The 22,277-nt window shown below is 64.0% G+C and carries 10 protein-coding genes; 5 read left to right on the top strand and 5 right to left on the bottom strand.

The window, feature by feature from the left end; translation table 11 throughout:
- Window positions 1-112: 112 nt before the first annotated feature.
- Window positions 113-1,174: a 3-deoxy-7-phosphoheptulonate synthase AroG gene (gene aroG, locus AC07S4_RS07710; protein WP_494986082.1), complete on the top strand. Its 1,062-nt coding sequence runs from the start codon at window positions 113-115 to the stop codon at window positions 1,172-1,174.
- Between the two features lie 66 nt (window positions 1,175-1,240).
- Here aroG and AC07S4_RS07705 read toward each other — a convergent pair whose 3' ends face one another.
- The 5 genes from AC07S4_RS07705 to AC07S4_RS07685 form a co-directional block, all read right to left on the bottom strand.
- Complete coding sequence (locus AC07S4_RS07705) at window positions 1,241-4,033, bottom strand: TonB-dependent receptor plug domain-containing protein (RefSeq protein ID WP_494986081.1); 2,793 nt, start codon at window positions 4,031-4,033, stop codon at window positions 1,241-1,243.
- Window positions 4,034-4,467: 434 nt separating this feature from the next.
- The gene (locus AC07S4_RS07700) at window positions 4,468-7,143 is read right to left on the bottom strand and encodes a TonB-dependent receptor (RefSeq protein WP_494986080.1); all 2,676 of its coding nucleotides are present in this window, start codon (window positions 7,141-7,143) and stop codon (window positions 4,468-4,470) included.
- A 134-nt stretch (window positions 7,144-7,277) separates the two neighbouring features.
- Window positions 7,278-10,100 carry a TonB-dependent receptor gene (locus tag AC07S4_RS07695; protein ID WP_494986079.1) on the bottom strand — a complete coding sequence of 941 codons (2,823 nt, stop codon included), beginning with the start codon at window positions 10,098-10,100 and terminating at the stop codon, window positions 7,278-7,280.
- Between the two features lie 265 nt (window positions 10,101-10,365).
- On the bottom strand, window positions 10,366-13,140 hold the full coding sequence (locus AC07S4_RS07690) for a TonB-dependent receptor (protein ID WP_494986078.1): 2,775 nt from the start codon (window positions 13,138-13,140) through the stop codon (window positions 10,366-10,368).
- A 415-nt stretch (window positions 13,141-13,555) separates the two neighbouring features.
- Window positions 13,556-16,336, bottom strand: a complete 2,781-nt coding sequence (locus AC07S4_RS07685) for a TonB-dependent receptor (RefSeq protein ID WP_494986077.1) — start codon at window positions 16,334-16,336, stop codon at window positions 13,556-13,558.
- 397 nt (window positions 16,337-16,733) lie between these two features.
- On the opposite strand from AC07S4_RS07685, the gene AC07S4_RS07680 reads away from it, so the two are divergent.
- Genes AC07S4_RS07680 through AC07S4_RS07665 form a run of 4 tightly spaced genes read left to right on the top strand, consistent with a single transcriptional unit; the run spans window position 16,734 to window position 22,265 of the window.
- On the top strand, window positions 16,734-18,512 hold the full coding sequence (locus AC07S4_RS07680) for an ABC transporter substrate-binding protein (RefSeq protein WP_494986076.1): 1,779 nt from the start codon (window positions 16,734-16,736) through the stop codon (window positions 18,510-18,512).
- Window positions 18,512-19,450: an ABC transporter permease gene (locus AC07S4_RS07675; RefSeq protein ID WP_494986075.1), complete on the top strand. Its 939-nt coding sequence runs from the start codon at window positions 18,512-18,514 to the stop codon at window positions 19,448-19,450. Before AC07S4_RS07680 ends, AC07S4_RS07675 begins: the two co-directional genes overlap by 1 nt.
- 10 nt (window positions 19,451-19,460) lie before the next feature.
- Window positions 19,461-20,561 carry an ABC transporter permease gene (locus AC07S4_RS07670; RefSeq protein WP_494986074.1) on the top strand — a complete coding sequence of 367 codons (1,101 nt, stop codon included), beginning with the start codon at window positions 19,461-19,463 and terminating at the stop codon, window positions 20,559-20,561.
- Window positions 20,562-22,265 carry an ABC transporter ATP-binding protein gene (locus AC07S4_RS07665; protein WP_494986073.1) on the top strand — a complete coding sequence of 568 codons (1,704 nt, stop codon included), beginning with the start codon at window positions 20,562-20,564 and terminating at the stop codon, window positions 22,263-22,265. It begins immediately after the preceding gene.
- Window positions 22,266-22,277: the final 12 nt, after the last annotated feature.

Below are 22,277 nucleotides of genomic sequence, written 5' to 3'. Positions count from 1 at the left end.
CGGCCGGTTCACGTAGCAGCAAAAACGAGATCCCAGCAGACCCAGACAAACCGCCAGCGATGGCGGTTTTTTTTTAGCCCACGATTTTCAGCCTTAGACTTCAGGAGATACCATGCAACGCACCGACGACCTGCGCATCCGCGAAATGAAGGAACTGGTCCCGCCCTCGCACCTGATACGCGAGTTCGCCTGCACCGAGGCCGCCAGCGCCACCGCCGCCAATGCGCGCGTGGCGCTGCACCGCATCCTGCACGGCCAGGACGACCGCCTGATGGTGGTGATCGGCCCCTGCTCCATCCATGACCCGAAAGCGGCCATGGAATACGCGCGCCGCCTGGCGCCGCTGCGCGAGCAGCTGGGCGCGGACCTGGAGATCGTGATGCGGGTGTACTTCGAGAAGCCGCGCACCACCGTGGGCTGGAAGGGCATGATCAACGACCCGTATATGGACAACAGCTTCCGCATCAACGACGGCCTGCGCATGGCGCGCGAACTGCTGCGCGACATCAACGAGTTGGGCCTGCCGGCCGGCACCGAATACCTGGACGTGATCAGCCCGCAGTACATCGCCGACCTGATCAGCTGGGGCGCGATCGGCGCCCGCACCACCGAGTCGCAGGTGCACCGCGAGCTGGCCTCCGGCCTGTCGTGCCCGGTGGGCTTCAAGAACGGCACCGACGGCAACGTCAAGATCGCCGTGGAGGCGATCAAGGCCGCCTCGCAGCCGCACCACTTCCTGTCGGTGACCAAGGGCGGCCACTCGGCCATCGTGTCCACCAACGGCAATGAGGACTGCCACATCATCCTGCGCGGCGGCAAGGCGCCGAACTACGACGCGGCCAGCGTGGACGAGGCCTGCAAGGCGATCGCCGCGCAAGGCCTGGCGGCGCGCCTGATGATAGACGCCTCGCACGCCAACAGCTCGAAAAAGCCGGAGAACCAGATCCCCGTGTGCGCCGACATCGCCGGCCAGATCGCCGGCGGCGACGCGCGCATCGTCGGCGTGATGGTGGAGTCGCACCTGGTGGCGGGCCGCCAGGACTTGGTGCCGGGCAAGGAGCTGGCCTATGGCCAGTCCATCACCGACGGCTGCATAGACTGGGACAGCAGCGTGCAGGTGCTGGAAGGCCTGGCCGCCGCCGTGCGCCAGCGCCGCCTGCACAATGTGGACTGAATAAAGGCAGCATGAAAAAACCCCCGCCGTATCGCTACGGCGGGGGTTTTTGTTTGCGCTACAGGATTAGTACTTGTAGTTGGCGCTCAGGTAGAAGGTGCGGCCCACGGCGCTGGCGTAGCGTGGATCGTAGCCCAGCTGGTGCGAACCGGTGTTGCGCAGCGTGAACGGCGGATTGCGGTCGGCCAGGTTGGTGACGCCGGCGGTCAGCTCCAGGTTCTTCAGCAGACGGAACTGGGTCTGGAAGTCCAGGGTGGTGTAGCTGGGCACGTCCAGCTGCACGTCCACGCAATCCTGCGCTGCGTCGTTGGTGTTCACGGCGCAGTTGTCGATGTCGTGGTGCTTGTCCTTGTAGCCGTTGCGGTAGTTCGCGGTCAGGGTGTTGGTCCAGCGGCCCAGTTCATAGGTCGCCGAAGCCTTCAGCACGTTGCGGAATTGGACTTTGTCGTCGCTGCCGAACTGGTCCAGGCTGGTTTCCCACTTGTCGTCGGTACCCGGGGTGGTGTAGCGCGACTTGAGCATGTGGGTGCCGGCCAGGCGGGCGGTCAGCTTGCCGTCCCAGACGCGCTGGCGGAACAGCAGGTCGTAGTCGATGCCCTGGTTTTCCTGGCGGCCGATATTGATAGGCGCCAGGATGATGGCCAGCGTGCGCTTGTTGGTCGATGCCTTGAACTTGGTGGTGTACAGGTTGATGTACTTGTTCGGATCGGAGGCGATCAGCGCTTCGCTGACGCTGGTGACCGCGTTGCGGATTTCCACGTTCCAGTAGTCGAACTTGGCGCTGAAGGACGCGTTGGGCTCGAACACGAAGCCGGCCGACCATTGCTTGGACTTCTCCGGCACCAGGGCCGGATTGCCGCCCTGGAACACTTCCAGCTGGTTGCGGCCGTCGCAGTACTGGGCCAGCGGGTGGTTGGCCAGGCCGTTGGCTGCGCTCAGCGGGCAGTTATAGGTGCCGCCGGTCACGCCGAAGTCGGTCTGCGGCTGGGCGATGTCCTTCATCGACGCGGCCTTGAAGCCGGTGCCGTAGGCGGCGCGCACCATCAGTTCCTTGGTCGGCTGGTAGCGGGTGCTCAGCTTGTAGGTGGTGGCCGACTGGTCTTCGCCGATCGACTTGCCGTTGATGCCGTCGTTGATCTTGGTGACGCGGTCATAGCGCAGCGAACCGGTCACTTCCAGGTCCTTGATCACCGGCACCAGCAACTCGGCGAAGGCGCCGCCGTTCTTGCGCGACAGGTCGAACGATGGCTGGTCGTCGTCGAACAGGATTTCCGAATGGCTCACCGCAGGGTTGCCCGACTGGCTGTAGCTGGTCTTGCGGAAGTCCGCGCCCACGCCCAGCGAAGCCTTGCCGGCCGGTACGGCGAACAGTTCGCGCGAACCGCGCACGTCGAAGCCCTTCATTTCGATTTCGGTGTTGCTGTAGTTGCCCACGTAGCCGGTGGCGTTCAGCGCGGTCTTCATCGCTTCCGGCATGGTGCCCAGCGCGTAAGGGAAGGGGTCGATGGAACCGCTGGCCAGGGCCGCGTTGAACTTGTCGGCCAGCGGGAAGCCGCCCACGTAGTCGGTCGGCGCCTTGTTGCGCGAGTAGGTCAGGGCCGAGTTGATGTCCCAGCCGGCCGCCGCGCCTTCCACGCCCACCACCACGTCGGAGGTCTTGCTGCCGTAGTCGTAAGCGCGGCCGCCCATGTCCTGCAGGCGGTATTTCACGGTGGCGGAGGTCATGCCGGACAGCTGCTGCGCGGTCAGGTAGGGCTGCACGTACTTGGCGAACAGCGGCGAGGTCTTCGGCAGCGAGAATTCGGCCGGGTAGGGCGCGATGGTGGCGTAGATGTGCGCGTCGTTGACGGTCACTTCGCTGAAGGCGGTGAAGCCGGTTTCGCCCAGTTTCAGCTTGCCCGAGGCGTAGAAGCTGTCGCGCTTGACTTCAGGCGAGATTTCCACCGAGGCGGTGTAGTCGATGTAGCACTGGCCGTCGCCCAGGTCGACGTGGGCCGGCGGGCACTTGCCGTTGATCTTCAGGTAAGGGTTGACGTTGACCGACTTGCTGGCGCCGGCGGCATCCTTGTAGCCGATGGTGACGTTGGGCGGAATCGAGCGCGAGGAGCCGTTGAAGAACTGCAGCGGCTTGCCGGTTTTTGGATCGGTGAAGTTGATGATGCCGGTCTTGGCGAAGTCGCGCTGGGCCGCTTTCAGGCGGTCCTGCTCCTGGTGGCTGCCCGACAGGAACAGCGACCAGCCGTCGGTCTCCACGTCGCCCCAGCCCTTGGCGATGCTGACGGACTTGTCCTTGGCGCCGGGATGCTGCGGCTTGCTGTACTTGGCGTCGATGGTCAGCGGCTGGGCGCCTTTTTTCAGGATGAAGTTCAGCACGCCGGCGATGGCGTCGGCGCCGTACAGCGCGGAGGCGCCGTCGGTCAGCACTTCAATGCGCTCGACCGCGGCCAGCGGGATGGAGTTGATGTCGATGGTGGTGCCGGAGGTGGCCGGCGCGATGCGGCGGCCGTTGACCAGCACCAGGGTGTAGGACTCGCCCACGCCGTGGATGGACGCGGTGGTGATGCCGCCGCCGCCGCCGCCGACCGAGTCGGCCGCCACGGTGAAGCCCTGCATCACAGGCAGTTGCTGGACGAAGTCGGTGACCGAGGTCACGCCTGCGCGCTGGATGTCTTTCTGGCTGAACGACTGCACTGGCAGCGAAGCTTCGGCGGCGATGCGCTTGATGCTCGAGCCGGTGATTTCGACGCGCTGGATCGCGTCCGGCGCGGCTTCCTGAGCGATGGCGGCATGCATCCCGAAGGCGGCGCCGGCTGCGCAGATCATGCGCACGGAGCGGGACAAAACGGTTTCCTTCATCATCAATCTACTCCCAAAAGGTCTACTAGGTGAATCGGCGTCGTGGGCCGGTACTATTTTGATATTTATTGGCAATATGGACATTCCGGCTATGCGACGGATGAGCCAGCCAGCGGGCTCATGTAATCATCTAGACAACTTGCTGTCAATGCGGAAATTTGTGGTTTTCCTCGAAACCCCGGCTTTGTGCGAGGTGGCCGGCGGCGGCGGATTGCGGGCAGATGGGAGCAGTCACGCGGAAATTCCGCGCAACATCGCGTAATTGGGGCCAAGATGGGGGATCCGGGAAAAACAGCCGACTATCCGGAAATGCGGCGTATTATCAAATTTGACAAATAGTCGGTATGTGCCAAGCGAAGTGCAATGTTACATTTTTGGTACAGAGTGATACTTAATGCTACAGAACGATACCGCCGGGCGGAACCGGCGGCGTGGCCTCAGAAGGCGTAGCTGCCGCGCAGATAGAGGGCGCGGCCGACGGCGTCGGTGTAGCGCGGGTCGTAGCCTTTCTGAAACAGCGTGCCCTGGTTGGAGAAGGGCGGCTCCTTGTCCAGCAGGTTCTTCACTCCCGCCGTCAGCGTCAGGCCGGCGATGCCGCTGTAGCTGGCGGTCAGGTTCCACAGGCTGTAGGACGGCACATGGTTGAGGAACTGCGGCGCGATGTTCAGGTTCTGGTCCTGGTAGCCGCTCTTGAAGGACTGCGCCAGCGTGGCGCTCCACACGCCCAGGCGCCAGTTCAGCGCCGCGTTGTGCTTCCAGCGGAACACCGGGTTGTTGGCGGCGTAGCGGCCCACGTTCTGCGTGTAGGGGCCGTCGCGTTCATCCTGGTATTCATATTGATGGACGTAGGTGCCGTCCAGCGTGAAGGTGAGGTTGCCGTAGGCGGTGGCGCCCGAGCGCAGCGTCAGCGACACGTCCACGCCGTCGGTGTTGACGCGGCCCAGGTTCTCCTTCAAATCCAGGATGGCCAGCGGCGAACCGTCCGGGTTGCGCAGGAAGCGTTCCTTGTACTTGGCGTAGTTGCCGTAGATGACTTCCTCCGGCAGGGCGTTGATCTTGTCCTTGAGCTTGATGGTCCAATAGTCCAGCGCCAGTGTGGCTTGCGGCACGGGCTCGAGCACGATGCCGGCCGCGAAGGTGCGCGACTTCTCCGGGTCCAGGTCCGGATTGCCGCCCTGTAGCTTGAACTGCTGCAGGTCGCAGTCGCGCAGCGGGTTGGTGATGGGATTGGAGGACGGCACGCCGCCCGGGCACAGCACCGGATCGTTGTAGGTGTTGTTGGTGTCGTTCTTGGAGCGCGGCGCGTTCTTCTCGAACAGGGTGGGGGCGCGGAAGCCGGTCGAGGCCGAGCCGCGCAGCAGCACCTGCTTGCCGGGCTGGTAGCGCAGGCCCAGCTTGGGGTTGGTGGTGTTGCCGGCGTCGCTGTAGTCGTCGAAGCGGGTGGCGAACTGCACTTCCAGGTCCTTGATCAGCGGCAAACTGAGCTCGCCGAACACGGCCTTGATGGTGCGCGATCCGGCCGTGGACTGCGAACCGGACAGGCCGGAACTGGCGGCCTGGCCGGCGATGTCGCGGTTGACGAAGAAGTCCGCCTCCTCGCGCCGCAGCTCGCCGCCGAAGGCGACGGCGGCCTTGCCGCCGGCCAGCTCCCACAGCTCGCGGCTGGCCTTGAAGTCGATGCCGGTGTTGCGGGTTTTGCCGTCCTGCACCTTGCCGCGCAGCGCGGTGCTGGCCAGGTAGGCCTTGCCGGCCGTGTCCTGCAGGCCGAAGGGGTTGAGGATGCCGTTGAACACACCGGCCGCGAAGGATTCGTCGCGCACATAGCCGCCGGTGAACCATTCGGCCGATCGGCTCTCGGACAGCGTGAAGCCGGTCTTGTATTCCCAGCCGCGCAGCAGGCCCTCGGCGCCTATGCTGAGGCGGTCCGCCGCGCCCAGGGAATTGATCGCGCGCTGGCCGGCCTCGGTGGGGCGCCAGCTGACGTTCAGCGGCTGGCCGGACAGGCCCGGCATGGCGGGTACGCCGCCGCCCGGGTTGCCCGGATAGTATTTGCTGGTCCTGGGCAGTATCAGCCCGGTCTGCGGCGGCGGCGCGGTGTGCGACAGCACGTCGTTCTCGGCGTGCAGGTATTCGATGCTGGCCTGGTGGTCGTTATTGAGCTTGAAGCTGGCCTTGCCGAAGAAGGCGGTCTGCTTCTGCGCCGGCAGGTCGTCGATCAGGCGGGTGTAGTCCTGGCGGCAGGTGCCGCCGCCGCCGATGGGCAGGGAATAGGGCTGGTCGCAGCCGGCCGCGCGGCCCGGGTTGCCGGTGACGCTGGAGCCCGGGTCGAAGAAGTTGCCGGGGAAGGTGGTGCCCGAGGTCAGGTTCAGGCCGCGCGAGGGGATCACGCCGGTCTGCGAGAAGGCGCGCTGCTGCGAGGTCAGGATGTCGAGCTGGTGCCAGTCGAACACGCCGAACACATTGTAGCCGTCCTGGTCCAGGTTGCCGAAGCCGGAGGAGAGGTTGACGCGCTTCTCGTCGGCGCCGGCGGCGCGCGGCAGCAGGGCCTCGGCGCTGATGGTGGTGGTCTGCACCGAGCGCCGGGTGATGAAGTTGATCACGCCGCCGATGGCGTCGGTGCCGTAGATGGCGGAGGCGCCGTCGCGCAGCACTTCCACCCGCTCCAGCGCGCTGACCGGGATGATGTTGAGGTCGACGCTGGCGCCGTCGTAGGGATGGTTGGCGATGCGGCGGCCGTTCAGCAGCACCAGGGTCTTGTCGCTGCCCAGGCCGCGCAGGTCGGCGCTGGACTGGCCGCCGGTGGGCAGGCCCGAGCTGTTGCCGCCCACCACGTTGCCGGAACTGAAGCTGGAGCTGTTGGAGGGGATGCGGTCCAGCACTTCCTGGGCCGTGGTCAGGCCTTGCTTGACGAAGTCCTCGGCCTTGAACACGGTCAGCGGATTGGCCGTTTCCGACACCAGGCGCTTGATCGACGAGCCGGTCACTTCCACGCGCGGCATGGGCTGCGCCGCCGGCTGCACTGCCTCCTGCGCATGGGACCAGGCGGATACCGTCCCCAGGCCCAGCATGCACGCCAAACGGGCCGCGTGGGCGATTGCTGTTTTCTTCATCATGGACTGCGCTCCCTCTGTTATGGAAAGGGCAGTGTGCGCGGTTGCCGCAATGAATCTGTTGAGTAAAATCAAAAAAGGCGCTGATTGCTCAGCGCCTTTTTGTGCTTACATCAACGCCGTGGCGTCAGATCCGATCAGAACTTGTACGAGCCGCTGAGGTAGAACTGGCGGCCCAGGGCGCTCGAGTAGGACGGGTTGTAGCCAACCTGGTGCGAACCGGTGTTGCGCAGCGTGAACGGCGGATTGCGGTCGAACAGGTTGATGATGCCGGCGGTCAGCTCCACGTTCTTCAGCGGGCGGTAGGCCGACTGCAGGTCGAAGGTGGTGTAGCTCGGCACGTCCAGCGTGATGCCGTAGCAGGCGCCCGGCGAACCGGCCACGATGACGGCGCAGTCGTCTTCCGACTGCGGCTTGTCGATGTAGCCGTTGCGGTAGTTGGCCGCCAGCGTGTGGGTGAACTTGGCCGTTTCCAGCGAGGTGGTGGCGCGCACCACGTGGCGGAAGCTGACCTTGTCGTTCGAGCCGTAGCGGTTCAGGCTGGTTTCCCACTGGTCATCGGTGCCCGGGGTGGTGTAGCGCGACTTGAGCAGCCAGGTGCCGGCCAGGCGGCTGGTCAGCTTGCCGTCGAACAGCTTCATCTTGTGGGTGAAGTCGTAGTCGACGCCCTGGTTTTCCACCTTGCCGATGTTGATCGGCAGCAGCTTGATGGCCAGCACGTCCTTGCCGGTCGAGCTGATGTGCTTGGTGGTGAACAGCGAGGCGTACTTGGCCGGGTTGGCGAAGATCAGGCCTTCGGACACGGCGGTCACCTGGTCGCGGATTTCCACGTTCCACAGGTCGATCGCCATCGACAGGCTGTCGACAGGCTCGAACACGAAGCCCACGCTCCACTGCTTGGACTTCTCCGGCTTCAGCTCCGGATTGCCGCCCTGGAAGGCTTCAAACTGCTGGCGCTGCACGCCGTTGCAGTAGGACGCCAGCGGGTGGCCGCCCATGCCGGTGGCGGCGGTCAGCGGGCACTGGTAGTTGCCGCCGGTGACGCCCCAGTCTTCCAGCGGACCGGCGATCTCGGTCATGCTGGCGGCGCGGAAGCCGGTGCCTGCCGCTGCGCGCAGCATCAGGTTCTTGGCGGCCGCGTACTTGGTGCTCACTTTCCAGGTGGCGGCGTTTTCCTTGCTGCCCACTTCCTTGCCGGTCAGGTTGTTGTCGATGGCGCCGATCTGGTCGTAGCGCACCGAGGCGGTCGCTTCCAGCTTCCTGGTGATCGGCATCATCAGCTCGGCGTAGGCGCCGGCGTTGTTGCGCTCGTAGTTGCTGTCCACCTGGGCGTTGTCGAACAGGATCTGCGCCTGCTTGGCCACGTCGGCCTGGTCGATGCGGAAGGCGGTGTTGCGGAAGTCCGCGCCCACGCCCAGCTGGGCGCTGCCGCCGGCCAGCTTGAACACTTCGCGCGAGGCGCGTGCGTCGATGCCCTTCATTTCCACGGTCTGCGTGTTGTAGGTGCCGCTGAAGCCGGTGTCCAGCAGCGCGCTGCGCATGGACGCAGGCATCTCGCCCTGGGCGTAGCCGAACGGATCGATGGTGCCGGCGTCCAGCGCGGCCTGGAACTTGTCGGCCAGCGGGAAGCCGCCCACGTATTTCTGGGTCTGCTTGTTCTTCGAGTAGGTCACCGCCGAGTTGATGTCCCAGCCGAATGCCTGGCCGTCCACGCCCGCCACCAGGTGGGTGGCCTTGGTGCCGTAGTCGTAGGTGCGGTTGCCCATTTCATACAGGCGGTACTTGGCCACCACCGAGGTGGCGCCGGCTTTCTGTTCCGGCGTCAGGTAAGGCTGGATGTACTTGTTGTACAGCGCCGAGCCCTTGGCGATGCTGAAGTCGGCCGGGTAGGGCGCGATGCTGGCCACGATTTTCGCTTCGGTGTAGGCGAAGTCGAAGAAGCCCTTGAAGCCGGTGTTGCCCAGCTTTAGGCTGCCGGAGCTGAAGATGGAGTCGCGCTGCGATTCCGGGTTGATCTCGATGGTGGACGGCGAATCGTAGTAGCACTGGCCGTCGCCGTAGAAGTCCAGGTTGCCTGGCGCGCACTTGCCGCCGTGCGACAGCGCATACGGGTTCAGGTTGACGTTCTTTTCGACGGTCTTGCCGGTCTTCGGATCGATGGCGTCGTAGCTGACGGCGGCGTTGGCCGGCAGGGAACGCGAGGAGCCGTTGATGAACTGCAGCGCCTTGCCGGTTTTCGGGTCGGTGAAGTTGACGATGCCGGTGCGCGCGAAGTCGCGCTGCGAGGCTTTCAGCTGCTTCTGCTGGTCGTGGCTGGCCGAGACGAACACGCTGTAGCCGTCGTCCTCGTAGTCGCCGAAGCCCTTGCTGATGCTGATGGAGTTGCTCTTGCCGCCGGATTTCTCAGGGCTGTTGTACTTGGCGTTCACTTCCCATGGGGAGGCGCCTTTTTTCAGGATGAAGTTGACCACGCCGGCAATCGCGTCGGCGCCGTACAGGGCCGAGGCGCCGTCGGTCAGCACTTCCACGCGCTCGATGGCCGACAGCGGGATCGAGTTCAGGTCGATGGTGGTGCCGGAGTTGGACGGCGCCACGCGGCGGCCGTTCAGCAGCACCAGGGTGTAGGCCGCGCCGATGTCGTGGATGGAGGCGGTGGTCACGCCGCCGCCGCCGCCGCCGACCGAGTCGGCCGCCACGGAGAAGCCCTGCATGGCCGGCAATTGCTGGATGAAGTCGGTGACCGTGGTCACGCCGGACTTCTTGATGTCTTTCTGGCTGAACGACTGCACCGGCAGCGACGATTCGGCCGCGATGCGCTTGATGCTGGAGCCGGTGATTTCCACGCGCTGCATGGAGGCGTCCGGCGCCGCGTCCTGGGCGCTGGCCGCGTGCATGCCCAGTGCCAGGCCGCCGGCGAACATGACGCGCAGCGAGCGCGACAATACTGTTTCTTTGATCATTGCTTTGTAGCTTTCTCTTGATGCGATAGGGGTAACGTCAACTTGCTGTTTTTGCAGGTCCCTGTAATTCTCACGAAAAATCACAGGGGCGATATGAAACCACCGATTGCGCTGGCTTGTCAATTTTTGTTCGGGTTTTCGCGAAAAATCGACGTATTTCTGCCAACTCGATACGGTTTTGGCAAGTGAGTTGTATAGGCTTATCAAAAGAAAAAGGGGCGGTGCTTGCGCACCGCCCCTCAGGCAGATTCAGCTAATCAGGCGATTAGAAGAATTTGTAGTTCAGGCCCACTTTGACGTAGCGGCCGATGGCGCCGGTCGCGTCCATCGGGTTGTAGCTCATGCCGCCGTAGGTCAGCGGATCCAGCGGTGCGATCTTGTCGAGCACGTTGTTCATCGACGCGAACAAGGTCAGCTGTTTGCTGAAGTTGTAGCGGGTCGACAGGTCCAGCGTGGTGAACGAGGCGATCTGGCAGTCGGTGGTGCCTGGCTGGCCGTTGGCCAGGGTGGAGGCGCAAGGATTGCCTTCGAACAGGATGTTCTTCATCTTGGCGCGGTAGTTCACGATGCCGTTGAAGTTCCAGTCGCCGATATCCCAGGTGCCGGTCAGGTTGATCTTGTCCTTAGGCGTACCGGCGCAGTTCGAGGTGTCGCAGTTGCCGTGGGTGCCAGCGAACTGGTACACGGTGGTGGCGGACTCGTGACGCTTCCAGGATGCCACGTGGGTCCAGGTCAGGCCCAGCTGGGCTTTGCCGTAGGCGCCCAGGCGCAGGCGCTGCTTGATGTCCAGGTCCACGCCGCTGATTTCGGTGAAGCTCGAATTGCGGTATGGAGCCTGGGTCAGCACCAGCGTGCCCGAGTTCGGGATCACCACGCCGTTCACGACCAGGTTGTTGTCGTTGCGGATCGCGGTCGGCAGGGCGGCCGCTTCGTTGTACGGCAGCGGGTTGATCTCGTTGGAACGCTTGATCTTCCAGCCGTCCAGGGTGATGCCGGTGTCGGCCAGCACGTCCCAAACGATACCCAGGGTGTAGCCCTTGGAGGTTTCCGGCTGCAGGTTGGGATCGCCCACTTTCACGGCCGCGACAGGGATGCCGCAGTCGGTCGAAGTGGCGCCGCCAGGGGCCGGGGTCTTGCCGCCCGGGCAGCGGATCGGATCGGCCACGGTCGAGGTGCCGGTCGACTGCGACGCCGACGAGCCTTCAGCCGCGCCTGGTGCACGGAAGCCTTCGGTGTAAGTGCCGCGCAGTGCGAAGGACTTGATCGGGGTCCACTTGGCGCCGACTTTCGGCGTGGTGGAGTTGAAGTTGTCGTATTTGTCGTAGCGGAAGGCTGCGCTCAGTTCGACGTTCTTGATCACCGGCGCCAGCACCTCGGCGTAGATCGCCGACACTTTGGTGTCGCCGAAAGCGGCCACGTAGCTGGAGTTGATCGAGCCGTCTTCGGAGCCCTTCAGCGAAGGATTCGACAGTTTTTCCTGGCGGTGTTCGGCGCCAACCGCCAGACCCATATTGCCGCCCGGCAGAGCCCACAGCTCGCGCGATGCCTTGAAGTCGATCACGTTCAGCTTGGTGGTCGAATCGGAGGTGGCGTTGGTCACCATGGCTGCGTACAGCGAAGCCGGGTTCTTGTTGGCCTGCGCGCCGATGTAGTACGGGAAGTACTTCGAGGTTGGATCGCCCAGGGCGGCCGCCACCACCTTCATGTTCAGCATATTGCTGTAGTCCAGGTGCAGCTTGGACTCGGAGTGGGTGAAGCCGGTGTCGTAGTCCCAGCCCATGGCCGAACCCTTGACGCCGATCACCAGGCGGTTGAATTCGTTGTTGGCCGAACGGGTGCTTGGGCCGACGTCAAACGCGGTGTAGCGGATGCGGATAGGCGCGCCGTAGGGATTCTGCGGGTGCGCGGCCGACATGATGTTCAGGTTGCCGTAGTTGATGAAGCCCAGCGGATTGGCGGCGTTCGGCGGGAAGGCCACGGTCGGGGTGACCGACGGCGGCACCAGGGTGAACGAGGTGTCGCGCTTGGAGTAGCCCGCTTCCACGTAAGCCTGGGTGTTTTCGTTGATCTGGAAAGTGCCGCGCGAGTACAGGTTGATCGATTCGATCTCCGGCTGCATGTCGCGGAACTGGTCGGCGTACCATACGCAGCCGCCGTTGGCGCCGGTCTGGCTGGCGCTGGTCAGCGAGGCGCAGCCTGGCAGGGCGACGTAGTTGGTGGTCTTCGGATCGCGCAGCAGGCCGACCGGGGAGGCGGTGGCGTTGTTGGTGCCGTTGATGTAGCCGCTGGCAAACTGGGTGCCGATCGGGAAGCCGTAAGGACGCAGGTCGCCGTGGCCGATATGGCCGCGGTCGGCGCGGTCGCTGTTTTTCAGCTTGTCCGACTGCTGGTATTCAGCATTGAATACGAAGTTGTACTTGTCGTTGTCCAGGTTGCCCTTGCCGAACGACAGGGAAGCCTTGTTCTGCTTGGCGTCGCTGTAGCGCGAGGTGCCGGTGTCGCCCTTGACTTGCAGGCCTTCGAAGTCTTTGCGCAGGATGATGTTGACCACGCCGGCAATCGCGTCCGCGCCGTAGGTCGACGAGGCGCCGTCCTTCAGGATCTCGATGCGCTCAACGATCTGCATCGGCACGGTGGACAGGTCGGTGAAGCTTTTCTGGCCGTCGTCGGCACGCGCGAACGGGGCCATGCGGCGGCCGTTCAGCAGTACCAGGGTGGAGGTCGCGCCCAGGCCGCGCAGCGAGATGGCGGTGGAGCCGGCGGCGAAACCGTTGCCGAAGCCGGTAGGCAGCGAACCGGCGCCGTCCACGGTCAGGGTCTGCAGGTATTCGGCGACGGTCGCCTTGCCCGATTTCAGCAGCTCTTCGCGGCCGATCAGCTGGATCGGCGAGGCCGTCTCAGCGGTAGCGCGCTTGATGCTCGAACCGGTAATTTCCACGCGCTGGACATTCGCGCTGGCGTCTTGCGCCATCGCCGGCGTTGCCAGCAGACCTGCTGCAACCACGCTGCCCGAGAATATCAGGCGCACGGAACGTGCCATAACTGTTTCCATCATCATACTAAAAGCCTCCAACTGTTGAGATGTTCGAACGGATGTGCGCGGGTTCCTGCGGATGGCAAGCTTGTGCGCAACTTTCCCGTTTCCAGTTGAGCAAAGGGCTAGGCATTTGCTCAATTGTTCGATGAAATCATCTGCCGGGTTCGGCTGTCAATGTAAGTGTTTCCCCTAGTTGTGGACCAACAGTTGTTTTTCAGGCAGGAAAAAATGCCGCCGCAGGACCTAACATCCACTAAATTCGGACTACGGCATGTAACTTGATGTAGCGGCTTTGTTGCGCCGGACTGCGCCGTGTTTAACGCTTGCGTGGTATTGCGTTAGTTTTTGGCCACACTTGAATGCAAAAAGGGCGGTGATCGCTCACCGCCCTTTTCAGGCTAAACCGTCAAATGATGAATTATTTGAAGCTGTAGCTCGCGCCGACTTTGAAGTAGCGGCCGATGGCGCCGGAAGCGTCCATCGGGTTGAAGCTCATGCCGCCGTAGGTCAGCGGGTCCAGCGGTGCGATCTTGTCGAACACGTTGGCTACCGATGCGGTCAGCTGCAGGTTCTTGCTGAAGTTCCAGCGGGTCGACAGGTCCATGGTGGTGAAGGACGCCAGTTTGCAGCCGTTAGGGGCCACGGTGCCGTCGGCAAACTTGGAAGCGCACACGTCGCCTTCAAACTTGATGTTCTTCATGCTGTCGCGGTAGTTCACGTTGGACGCGAAGTTCCAGGCGCCGATGTCCCACGAAGCGGACAGGGTGGCCTTGTTCTTCGGCGTGCCGGCGCAGTTCGAGGTGTCGCAGTTGCCGTGGGTGCCAGCGAACTGGTACTGCACGGTGTCGGACTCGGCGCGCAGCCAGGACGAGATGTGGGTCAGGTTCAGGCCGATGACGGCTTTGCCCCAGGCACCCAGGCGCAGGCGCTGTTTCACGTCCAGATCCACACCGGTCACTTCGGTGTAGCTCGAGTTGCGGTAGGCGCCCGATACCACCAGCAGGGTGCCGGTGTTCGGGATCACCTGGCCGGCGGCGTTCTTCAGGTTGTTGTCGTTGCGCACGGCGGTTGGCGACTGCGCTGCTTCAGCGTAGGAGACCGGGTTGATCTCGTTGCTGCGCTTGATCTTGAACGCGTCCACGGCAATGCTGTTGCCTTCGAACGCATCCCACACCATACCCAGGGTGTAGCCCTTGGATTCTTCAGGCTGCAGGTTGGCGTTGCCGACCTTGATCGAGCTGACGGTGATCGAGCAGTCGGTCGCGCTGGCGCCGGCCGCAGGAGTGCCGCCCGGGCAACGGATAGGATCGCGCACTGGGGCGCTGCCGACTGCCTGGCTCAGCACGTTGGACTCGGCCGCGCTAGGTGCGCGGAAGCCTTCGGTGTAAGTGCCGCGGACTGCGAAGTTCTTGGCCGGGGTCCATTTCGCGCCCAGTTTCGGGGTGGTCGAATTGAACTGGTCGTAGTGGTCGTAACGCAGGGCAGCGGTCAGTTCCACGGTCTTCAGCACCGGCGCCAGCACCTCGGCGTACACGGCCGACACATTGTTCTTGCCGAACGCAGCGGTGTAGCTGGAGTTGATGGTGCCGTCCGAGGTGCCGGACAGCGATGGGTTGTTCAGCGTTTCGCGGCGGTGTTCGCCGCCGATGGCCAGACCCATCTTGCCGCCTGGCAGTGCCCACAGTTCGCGGCTCGCCTTGAAGTCGGCGATCACCAGCTTGGTGCTGGAATCGGAGGTGGCGTTGGTCACCAGGGCCGCGTACAGCGAGGCCGGGTTCTTGTTCGCCTGCGCGCCGATGTAGTACGGGAACAGCTTGGAGCTCGGGTCGCCCAGGGCGGACTGCAGCGCCTTCATATTGAGCATATTGCTCCAGTCCAGGTTCAGCTTGGACTGCGAGAAGGTGAAGCCGGTTTCATAGTCCCAGCCCTTGACGGTGCCTTTCAGGCCGGCCACGAAGCGGGTGAACTCGTTGGTGTTCTTGCGGGTGCTGGCGCCCACGTCGAAGGCCGAGTAGCGCACGCGCACCGGCACGCCGTACGGGTTCTGCGGGTGGTTGGCAGCCATCAGGATGGTGTTGCCGTAGTTGATCAGCTGGTTGGCGCCGCCGTTCTGGCCCGGGAACACCACGGTCGACGAGGTCGACGGCGGGGTCAGGGTGAAGGCAGTGTCGCGCTCCGAGTAGCCGGCTTCAAAGAAGGCCTGGTGGTCGGCGTTGATCTGGAAGGTGCCGCGCGAGTACAGATTGATCGATTCGATCTCTGGATTCATCGAGCGGAACTTGTCCTGGTGCCACAGGCAGCCGCCGTTCGGGTCTTGCGGGGTGACGTTGGAGAACTGGTCGCAGCCCGGCAGCGAGACGTACTGGCCGGTCTTCGGGTTCAGCAGGGCGCCGGTAGGCGACGGCGAGGAAGCGCCGTTGGTGATGTAGCCGCCAGCGTACTGGGTGCCCACGCCATAGCCCCAAGGGCGGATGTCGCCGTGGCCGATCCAGGCGCGGCTGCCGCGGTCGGAAGCCTGCAGGCCGTCGGTCTTGCTGTATTCGGCGTTGAAGACGATGTTGTACTTGTCGTCGTCCAGGTTGCCCTTGCCGGCGGTGACGGAGATCTTGTTCTGCTTGGCGTCCGAGTAGCGCGAAGCGCCGGTGTCGCCCTTGATCTGCAGGCCTTCGAAGTCCTTCTTCAGGATGATGTTGACCACGCCGGCGATCGCGTCGGCGCCGTACAGCGAGGAAGCGCCGTCCTTCAGCACTTCGATGCGCTCAACGATCTGCATCGGGATGGTGGACAGGTCGGTGAAGCTCTTTTGGCCGTCGTCGGCACGCGCGAAAGGCGCCATGCGGCGGCCGTTCAGCAGTACCAGGGTGGAGGTCGCGCCCAGGCCGCGCAGGGAGATGCCGGTAGCGCCAGCGGCGAAGCCGGAACCGAAGCCGGTAGGCAGGGAGCCGGCGCCGTCGGCCGACAGGGTCTGCAGGTACTCGGCCACGGTGGCCTTGCCCGACTTCATCATGTCGTCGCTGGTCAGGACCTGGATAGGCGACGCGGTTTCCGCGGTCGCGCGTTTGATGCTCGAGCCCGTGATTTCCACGCGCTGGACGTTAGCGTCTTGTGCATAAGCCTGTTGGGCCATCAGGCCCGCCGCCACTACGCTGCCCGAGAAGATCAGGCGCACCGAGCGGGATAAAACCGTTTCCATCATCATTACAAACAACTCCCAAGAAAAGTATCGTATAGCGGCATCCAAGGCGTAGCCAAGCTGAGCCGCATTCGGGGTCAGACCCCGAATGCGGCTCAGCTCGCTAGATGAATTAGTTGCACACCAACAATTCTCTCCAAAAATCACATATTGTTTTCGGAGAGGGTTCGCATCAGAGCACCGGCTACCGGGAATTGTCAATGAAAAGCGCATTTTTGCGTGCGTAAAAACAACAGTCTGCGGCAGTGTTAATACGGCTATGTTGCGTTGCATTCAGCTATAAAAATTGGAAATTTTTGCGCATTAGATATTGCGTTGCAGCATATTTTTTTCTTGCGCGGTTTTCTGGGGTAAGGATGATGGTGGGGGAGCGGGTGCTCCTATAACCTTGGGGTATACCTGCATGAAACCAGTCCATCGCCGGCGGGCCGCTTTGCTGTTGAGCCTGGTGCTCAGCTCGGCAGCAGCCGCATCGGCCGAACCGGTGAAAGTGCTGCGCTACATCCTGCCGGCTGCGGAAACCAGTTTCGACCCCGCCGTGGGGCGCGACCTGTACACCGGCCACATCACCCAGGCCATCTTCGACACGCTGTTCACCTACGACTACCTGGCCCGCCCGGTCAAGCTGGCGCCCGCTGCGGCCGCCGCGCTGCCGGAAGTGTCGGCCGACGGCATGACGTACACGATACGGCTCAAGCGCGGCCTGCTGTTCACGCCGGACCCGGCCTTCAAGGGCCGTCAGCGCGAACTGACCATGGCGGACTACGTCTATTCATGGAAGCGCCTGTTCGACCCCAGGCTGGCCTCGCCGCACAGCTGGATGTTGGAAGGCAAGATCGCCGGCCTGGATGCGCTGGCGCAGGAGGCCAAGGCCAGCGGCGTGTTCGACTACGACAAGCCGGTGGCGGGCCTGGAGCTGCTCGACCCTTACACCCTGCGCATCCGCCTGACCCATACCGATTTCAACCTGGGCATGATACTGGCCTACGAACCGACGGCGGCGCTGGCGCGCGAAGTGGTGCAGGCCTACGGCGACAGCAAGGGCGAGGTGGCGTCCAACCCGGTCGGCACCGGCTACTACAAGCTGGGCCAGTGGGTGCGCGGCAGCCGCATCGTGCTGGAGGAGAACACCCTGCGCCCGCCGGAAACCTGGAATTTCGAGCCTGGCAGCGACCCGGACGACCAGCGCATTGCGCGCCAGATGCGCGGCAAGAAGATTCCGCAGATAGGCCGCATCGAGATCAGCGTGCTGCTGGAGGACCAGTCGCGCTGGCTGTCCTTCCAGAGCGGCGGCGCGGACCTGTTCTGGCTGGACGGCCCGCTGGCGCCCAAGGCGCTGGACGGCGGCGTGCTCAAACCGGAGCTGGCGCAACGTGGCGTGCAGCTGTCGCGCCTGATCGACCCCGAAATCACCTATTACTACTGGAATATGCGCGACCCGGTGCTGGGCGGCTTCGGCAAGGAAAAAGTGGCGCTGCGGCGCGCCATCGCCATGGCGCACAACGTGGACGAGGAAATCCGCCTGGTGTGGAACGGCCAGGCCGAGCGCCTGCAATACCCGGTGCCGCCTGGCGTGGTGGGCCACGACCCGGCATACCGCAGCCTGCTGCAGTATGATCCGGCGCTGGCCAACAAGCTGCTGGACCGCTACGGCTACAAGAAGGGCGCGGACGGCTGGCGCACCCTGCCGGACGGCAAGCCGCTGACGGTGCGCTACACCTCGCGCAACGAGGCCAACGGCGTGCTGCAGGCGGAGGTCTGGCGCAAGACCTACAATGCGCTCGGCATCCGCATGGAGAACGAGCGCATGATCTTCACCGACATCCTGAAGGCCGAAGTGCTGTGCAAGCTGCAGACCCGCAATTACCAGTGGATAGCCGACTACCCGGACGGCGATAATTTCATGCAGCTGTTCTACGGCCCCAACATCGGCCAGAACAACAACGGCTGCTACCAGGACGCGCAGTACGACGCCTGGTACGCCGCCAGCAAGCGGCTGCCGGCCGGCGCCGGGCGCGACGCGCTGTACCACAAGATGGCGCGCCGCCTGGAAGCGACCGGCGGCGCCATGATGGGCTACGCGCGCTACCGTAATATGCTGGCCCAGCGCAGCGTGCTGGGCTATAAGAAACATCCCATCCTGCACCAGGAATGGGCGTATATCGATATTGAGAGGAAGTGATGCTTGCCTATATTCTGCGCCGCCTGTGGCAGATGCTGCCGACCATGCTGGGCGTGGTGCTGCTGGTGTTCGTGCTGTTCAACTGGGTGGGCGGCGATCCGGCCTATATCCTGGCGGGCAAGATGTCCAATGCCGAAAGCATCGCCAACATCCGGCGCCAGCTGGGCGTGGACCAGCCGTACTACGTCCAGCTCGGCATCTTCCTGAAACAGATCGCCACCTTCGACTTCGGCCAGAGCTGGGCCACGGGCGAGTCCGTGTCCAACATCATCACCACGCGCCTGGGGCCGTCGCTGACGGTGCTGGTGCCGCTCACCCTGCTGGAAACGCTGATCGGCATCGCGCTGGCGCTGATCGTCGCCTTCGTGCGCGGCTCCGTGCTGGACCGCGCCGTGATGATCGCCTGCACCGTGGGCATGTCGATTTCCATCCTGGTCTACATCATCGTGTTCCAGTACGGCTTCGCCTACCAGATGGGCCTGTTCCCGGTGCAGGGCTGGGGCGAGAATTTCTGGGACAACCTGCTGCGCTATTCCACCTTGCCCATCCTGATCGGCCTGGCGGTCTCGATCGCGCCCACCTTGCGGCTGTACCGCAGCTTTGTGTTGGACGAAGCCAACCAGGACTATGTGCGCACCGCGCGCGCCAAGGGCCTGGGGGAGGCGCGCGTGATGTGGGTGCACGTGCTGCGCAACGCCGCCATCCCCATCATCACGCACGTCATGGCCAACCTGCCGGCGCTGCTGATCGGCGCCTTCCTGCTGGAGCGCTTCTTCGGCATCCCCGGCATCGGGCGCGAAGTGATCCTGGCGGTGGAGCGCAGCGATTTTCCCGTGATCAAAGCCATCACCGTGTACGTGGCCATCGCCACCATGGTGTTCAACCTGCTCACCGACCTGCTGTACCAGGCGGTCGACCCCCGCGTACAGTTGAAATAAGGAAGTACAGATGCACAACACACACGCCGCGCCCGGATTGTGGGCGCTCGCCTGGCGCCGTTTGCGCGCCGACCGCGTGGCCATGGCGGCCCTGGCCATCGTCGGCGCCTTCATGCTGCTGCTGGTGCTGTCGGCCAGCGGCCTGATCGTCTCTGACTGGGAAGAAGAAGTCGGCATCAACTACGCCCCGCCCAGCTTTGTTGCCGGTCCGTCAGATGCCGGGCGGGTAGGGCGGGTTAGCCCCCCGGGCGTAACCCGCCAGGCTCCGCCGCCGGCCAACGAATTCGACCCCCTCGCCGAAGACCTGCAGGCCCTGCAAGGCGCCCCCGCCCCCGAAGTCGACATGCACGGCGTCGCCGACCCCCTGGCCGACGACCTGAAAGCCCTGCGCGCCCAGCTTCCCGGCGCCGCCGGCCCGGCCGCCGAGCGCCTCCCCAGCCTGCCGTTCGGCGGCGACAAATGGGGCCACGACGTCATCAAGAAAACCATCAAAGGCGCGGAAACCTCCATCGTGGTCGGCCTGGTGGCGGCCCTGGTGGCGGTCGGCCTGGGCACCTTGTTCGGCGCCGTGTCCGGCTTCTACGGCGGCCTGGTGGACGACTTCTTCAACTGGTTCTACAGCATCTTCACCTCCATTCCGTCCATCCTGATGATATTGACGGTGGCCGCCGTGCTGCAGCAGAAGGGCGTGATGACCATCGTCCTCATCCTCGGCCTGACCGGCTGGACCGGCCCCTACCGCTTGATCCGCGCCGAATACATCAAGCACAAGGCGCGCGAGTACGTGATGGCGGCCGACGCCATCGGCGCCTCCAGCTGGCGCAAGATGTTCTCCCACATCTTCCCCAATGTGAGCCACGTGGCGCTGGTGCAGATGTCCATCCTGGTGGTGGGCTTCATCAAGGCCGAAGTCATCCTCAGCTTCCTCGGCTTCGGCGTGCCGGTGGGCGTGGTCAGCTGGGGCTCCATGCTGAACGAGGCGCAGAACGAACTCATCCTCGGCAAATGGTGGCAGCTGACGGCGGCCGCCACCGCGATGGCGCTGCTGGTCACCGCCTTCTCCCTGTTCACCGACGCGCTGCGCGACGCCCTCGACCCGAAAGTGAAGTAAATGGACAGTCTCGACCCCAAGGCCAATCTGCTCGAAGTGCGCGACCTGCGCGTGCGCTTCCGCATCGACAAGAAAAACACCTTCGAGGCCGTGAAAGGCATCAGCTTCGCCGTGCCGCGCAACAGCACGGTGGCGCTGGTGGGCGAATCGGGCAGCGGCAAATCGGTCAGTTCGCTGGCGGTGATGGGCCTGCTGCCGGCCGACACCACCCTCATCGACCCGGCCAGCAGCATCCTGTTCCAGGGCCGGGATGTGCTGCGGCTGAGCACCGCCGAGCGGCGCCGCATGTGCGGCAAGGACATCTCCATGATCTTCCAAGAGCCCATGTCCTCGCTGAACCCGGTGTTCACGGTGGGCTACCAGATCGGCGAAGTGCTGCGCCAGCACATGGGCATGAGCAAGAAGGAGGCGCGGACGCGCACGCTGGCGCTGCTCGACGAGGTCGGCATTCCCGACCCGGCGCGCAAGATCGACGCCTACCCGAGCCAGATGTCCGGCGGCCAGCAGCAGCGCGTGATGATCGCCATGGCGATCGCCTGCGAGCCGCAGCTGCTGATCGCCGACGAGCCCACTACGGCGCTGGACGTCACCATCCAGAAGCAGATCATGGAGCTGATCGCCAGCCTGCAGAAGAAGCGCCAGATGTCGGTGCTGTTCATTACGCACGACCTGGGCCTAGTGGGCGAAATCGCCGACCATGTGATCGTCATGCGCCATGGCGAGGTGCGCGAAACCGGCCCCACGCGCCAGATCTTCGGCGACCCGCAGGACAGCTACACGCGCGCGCTGCTGCACTGCCGCCCGTCGCTGGACGCGCGCCCGTGGCGCTTGCCCGTCATCAACGACTATATCGAGGGCAAGGCCGGCGCCGGCATCGAACTGCGCCAGCGCGCGCGCGGCACCGCGCCGGACGACGAGCACGTGCTGGTGGTGGACAAGCTCAGCAAGAGCTTCTTCCTGCGCGAGGGCCTGTTCGGCAAGCGCGAGTTCAAGGCGGTCAAGGACGTGTCGTTCAAGCTGGCGCGCGGCAAGACCCTGGGCGTGGTGGGCGAATCCGGCTCCGGCAAGACCACGGTCGGCCTGACCCTGCTGCGCCTGCACCAGGCCACCGGCGGCACCGCCATGTTCGAGGGCAAGGACCTGATCTCGATGCCGGCCCGCGAGTACATGGCCTACAAGCGCCGCATCCAGATTATTTTCCAGAATCCCTACGCCTCTCTGAACCCGCGCTTCACCGTGGGCCAGATCCTGCTGGAGCCCATGCGGCTGCACCAGATCGGCGCCAACGAGCGCGAGCGTGTGGAAAACGCGTACCAGCTCTTGGAAAAAGTGGGATTGCCCGCACTTGCCTTCCATCGCTATCCGCACGAATTTTCCGGCGGCCAGCGGCAGCGCATCGCCATCGCGCGCTGCCTGACCATGAAGCCGGAAATCCTGGTCTGCGACGAGTCGGTCTCGGCGCTGGACGTGTCGGTGCAGGCGCAGGTGCTCAATCTGCTGCAGGATTTGCAGGACGAGTTCGGCCTGTCCTACATCTTCATTTCGCACGACTTGTCGGTGGTGAAATACATTTCGGACCAGGTGATGGTGATGAACCAGGGCGAGGTGGTGGAGCTGGCCGATTCGGACGAGCTGTACCGTAATCCGCGCCATCCCTATACCAAAGCGCTGCTTGGCGCGATACCGCGTCACGATTTCGGCTAATTCGGATAAGAT

This window comes from Pseudoduganella sp. GW821-FHT05F09, assembly GCF_059419605.1.
The sequence above is the reverse complement of the archived record's forward strand: the minus strand, read 5'-3'. Positions and strand labels throughout refer to the sequence as shown.

Bases quoted from the DNA above. Each gene is read 5' to 3' on its own strand.
- aroG (WP_494986082.1), top strand. From the start codon at position 113: ATGCAACGCACCGACGACCTGCGCATCCGCGAAATGAAGGAACTGGTC.
- AC07S4_RS07705 (WP_494986081.1), bottom strand. From the start codon at position 4,033: ATGATGAAGGAAACCGTTTTGTCCCGCTCCGTGCGCATGATCTGCGCA.
- AC07S4_RS07700 (WP_494986080.1), bottom strand. From the start codon at position 7,143: ATGATGAAGAAAACAGCAATCGCCCACGCGGCCCGTTTGGCGTGCATG.
- AC07S4_RS07695 (WP_494986079.1), bottom strand. From the start codon at position 10,100: ATGATCAAAGAAACAGTATTGTCGCGCTCGCTGCGCGTCATGTTCGCC.
- AC07S4_RS07690 (WP_494986078.1), bottom strand. From the start codon at position 13,140: ATGGCACGTTCCGTGCGCCTGATATTCTCGGGCAGCGTGGTTGCAGCA.
- AC07S4_RS07685 (WP_494986077.1), bottom strand. From the start codon at position 16,336: ATGATGATGGAAACGGTTTTATCCCGCTCGGTGCGCCTGATCTTCTCG.
- AC07S4_RS07680 (WP_494986076.1), top strand. From the start codon at position 16,734: ATGAAACCAGTCCATCGCCGGCGGGCCGCTTTGCTGTTGAGCCTGGTG.
- AC07S4_RS07675 (WP_494986075.1), top strand. From the start codon at position 18,512: ATGCTTGCCTATATTCTGCGCCGCCTGTGGCAGATGCTGCCGACCATG.
- AC07S4_RS07670 (WP_494986074.1), top strand. From the start codon at position 19,461: ATGCACAACACACACGCCGCGCCCGGATTGTGGGCGCTCGCCTGGCGC.
- AC07S4_RS07665 (WP_494986073.1), top strand. From the start codon at position 20,562: ATGGACAGTCTCGACCCCAAGGCCAATCTGCTCGAAGTGCGCGACCTG.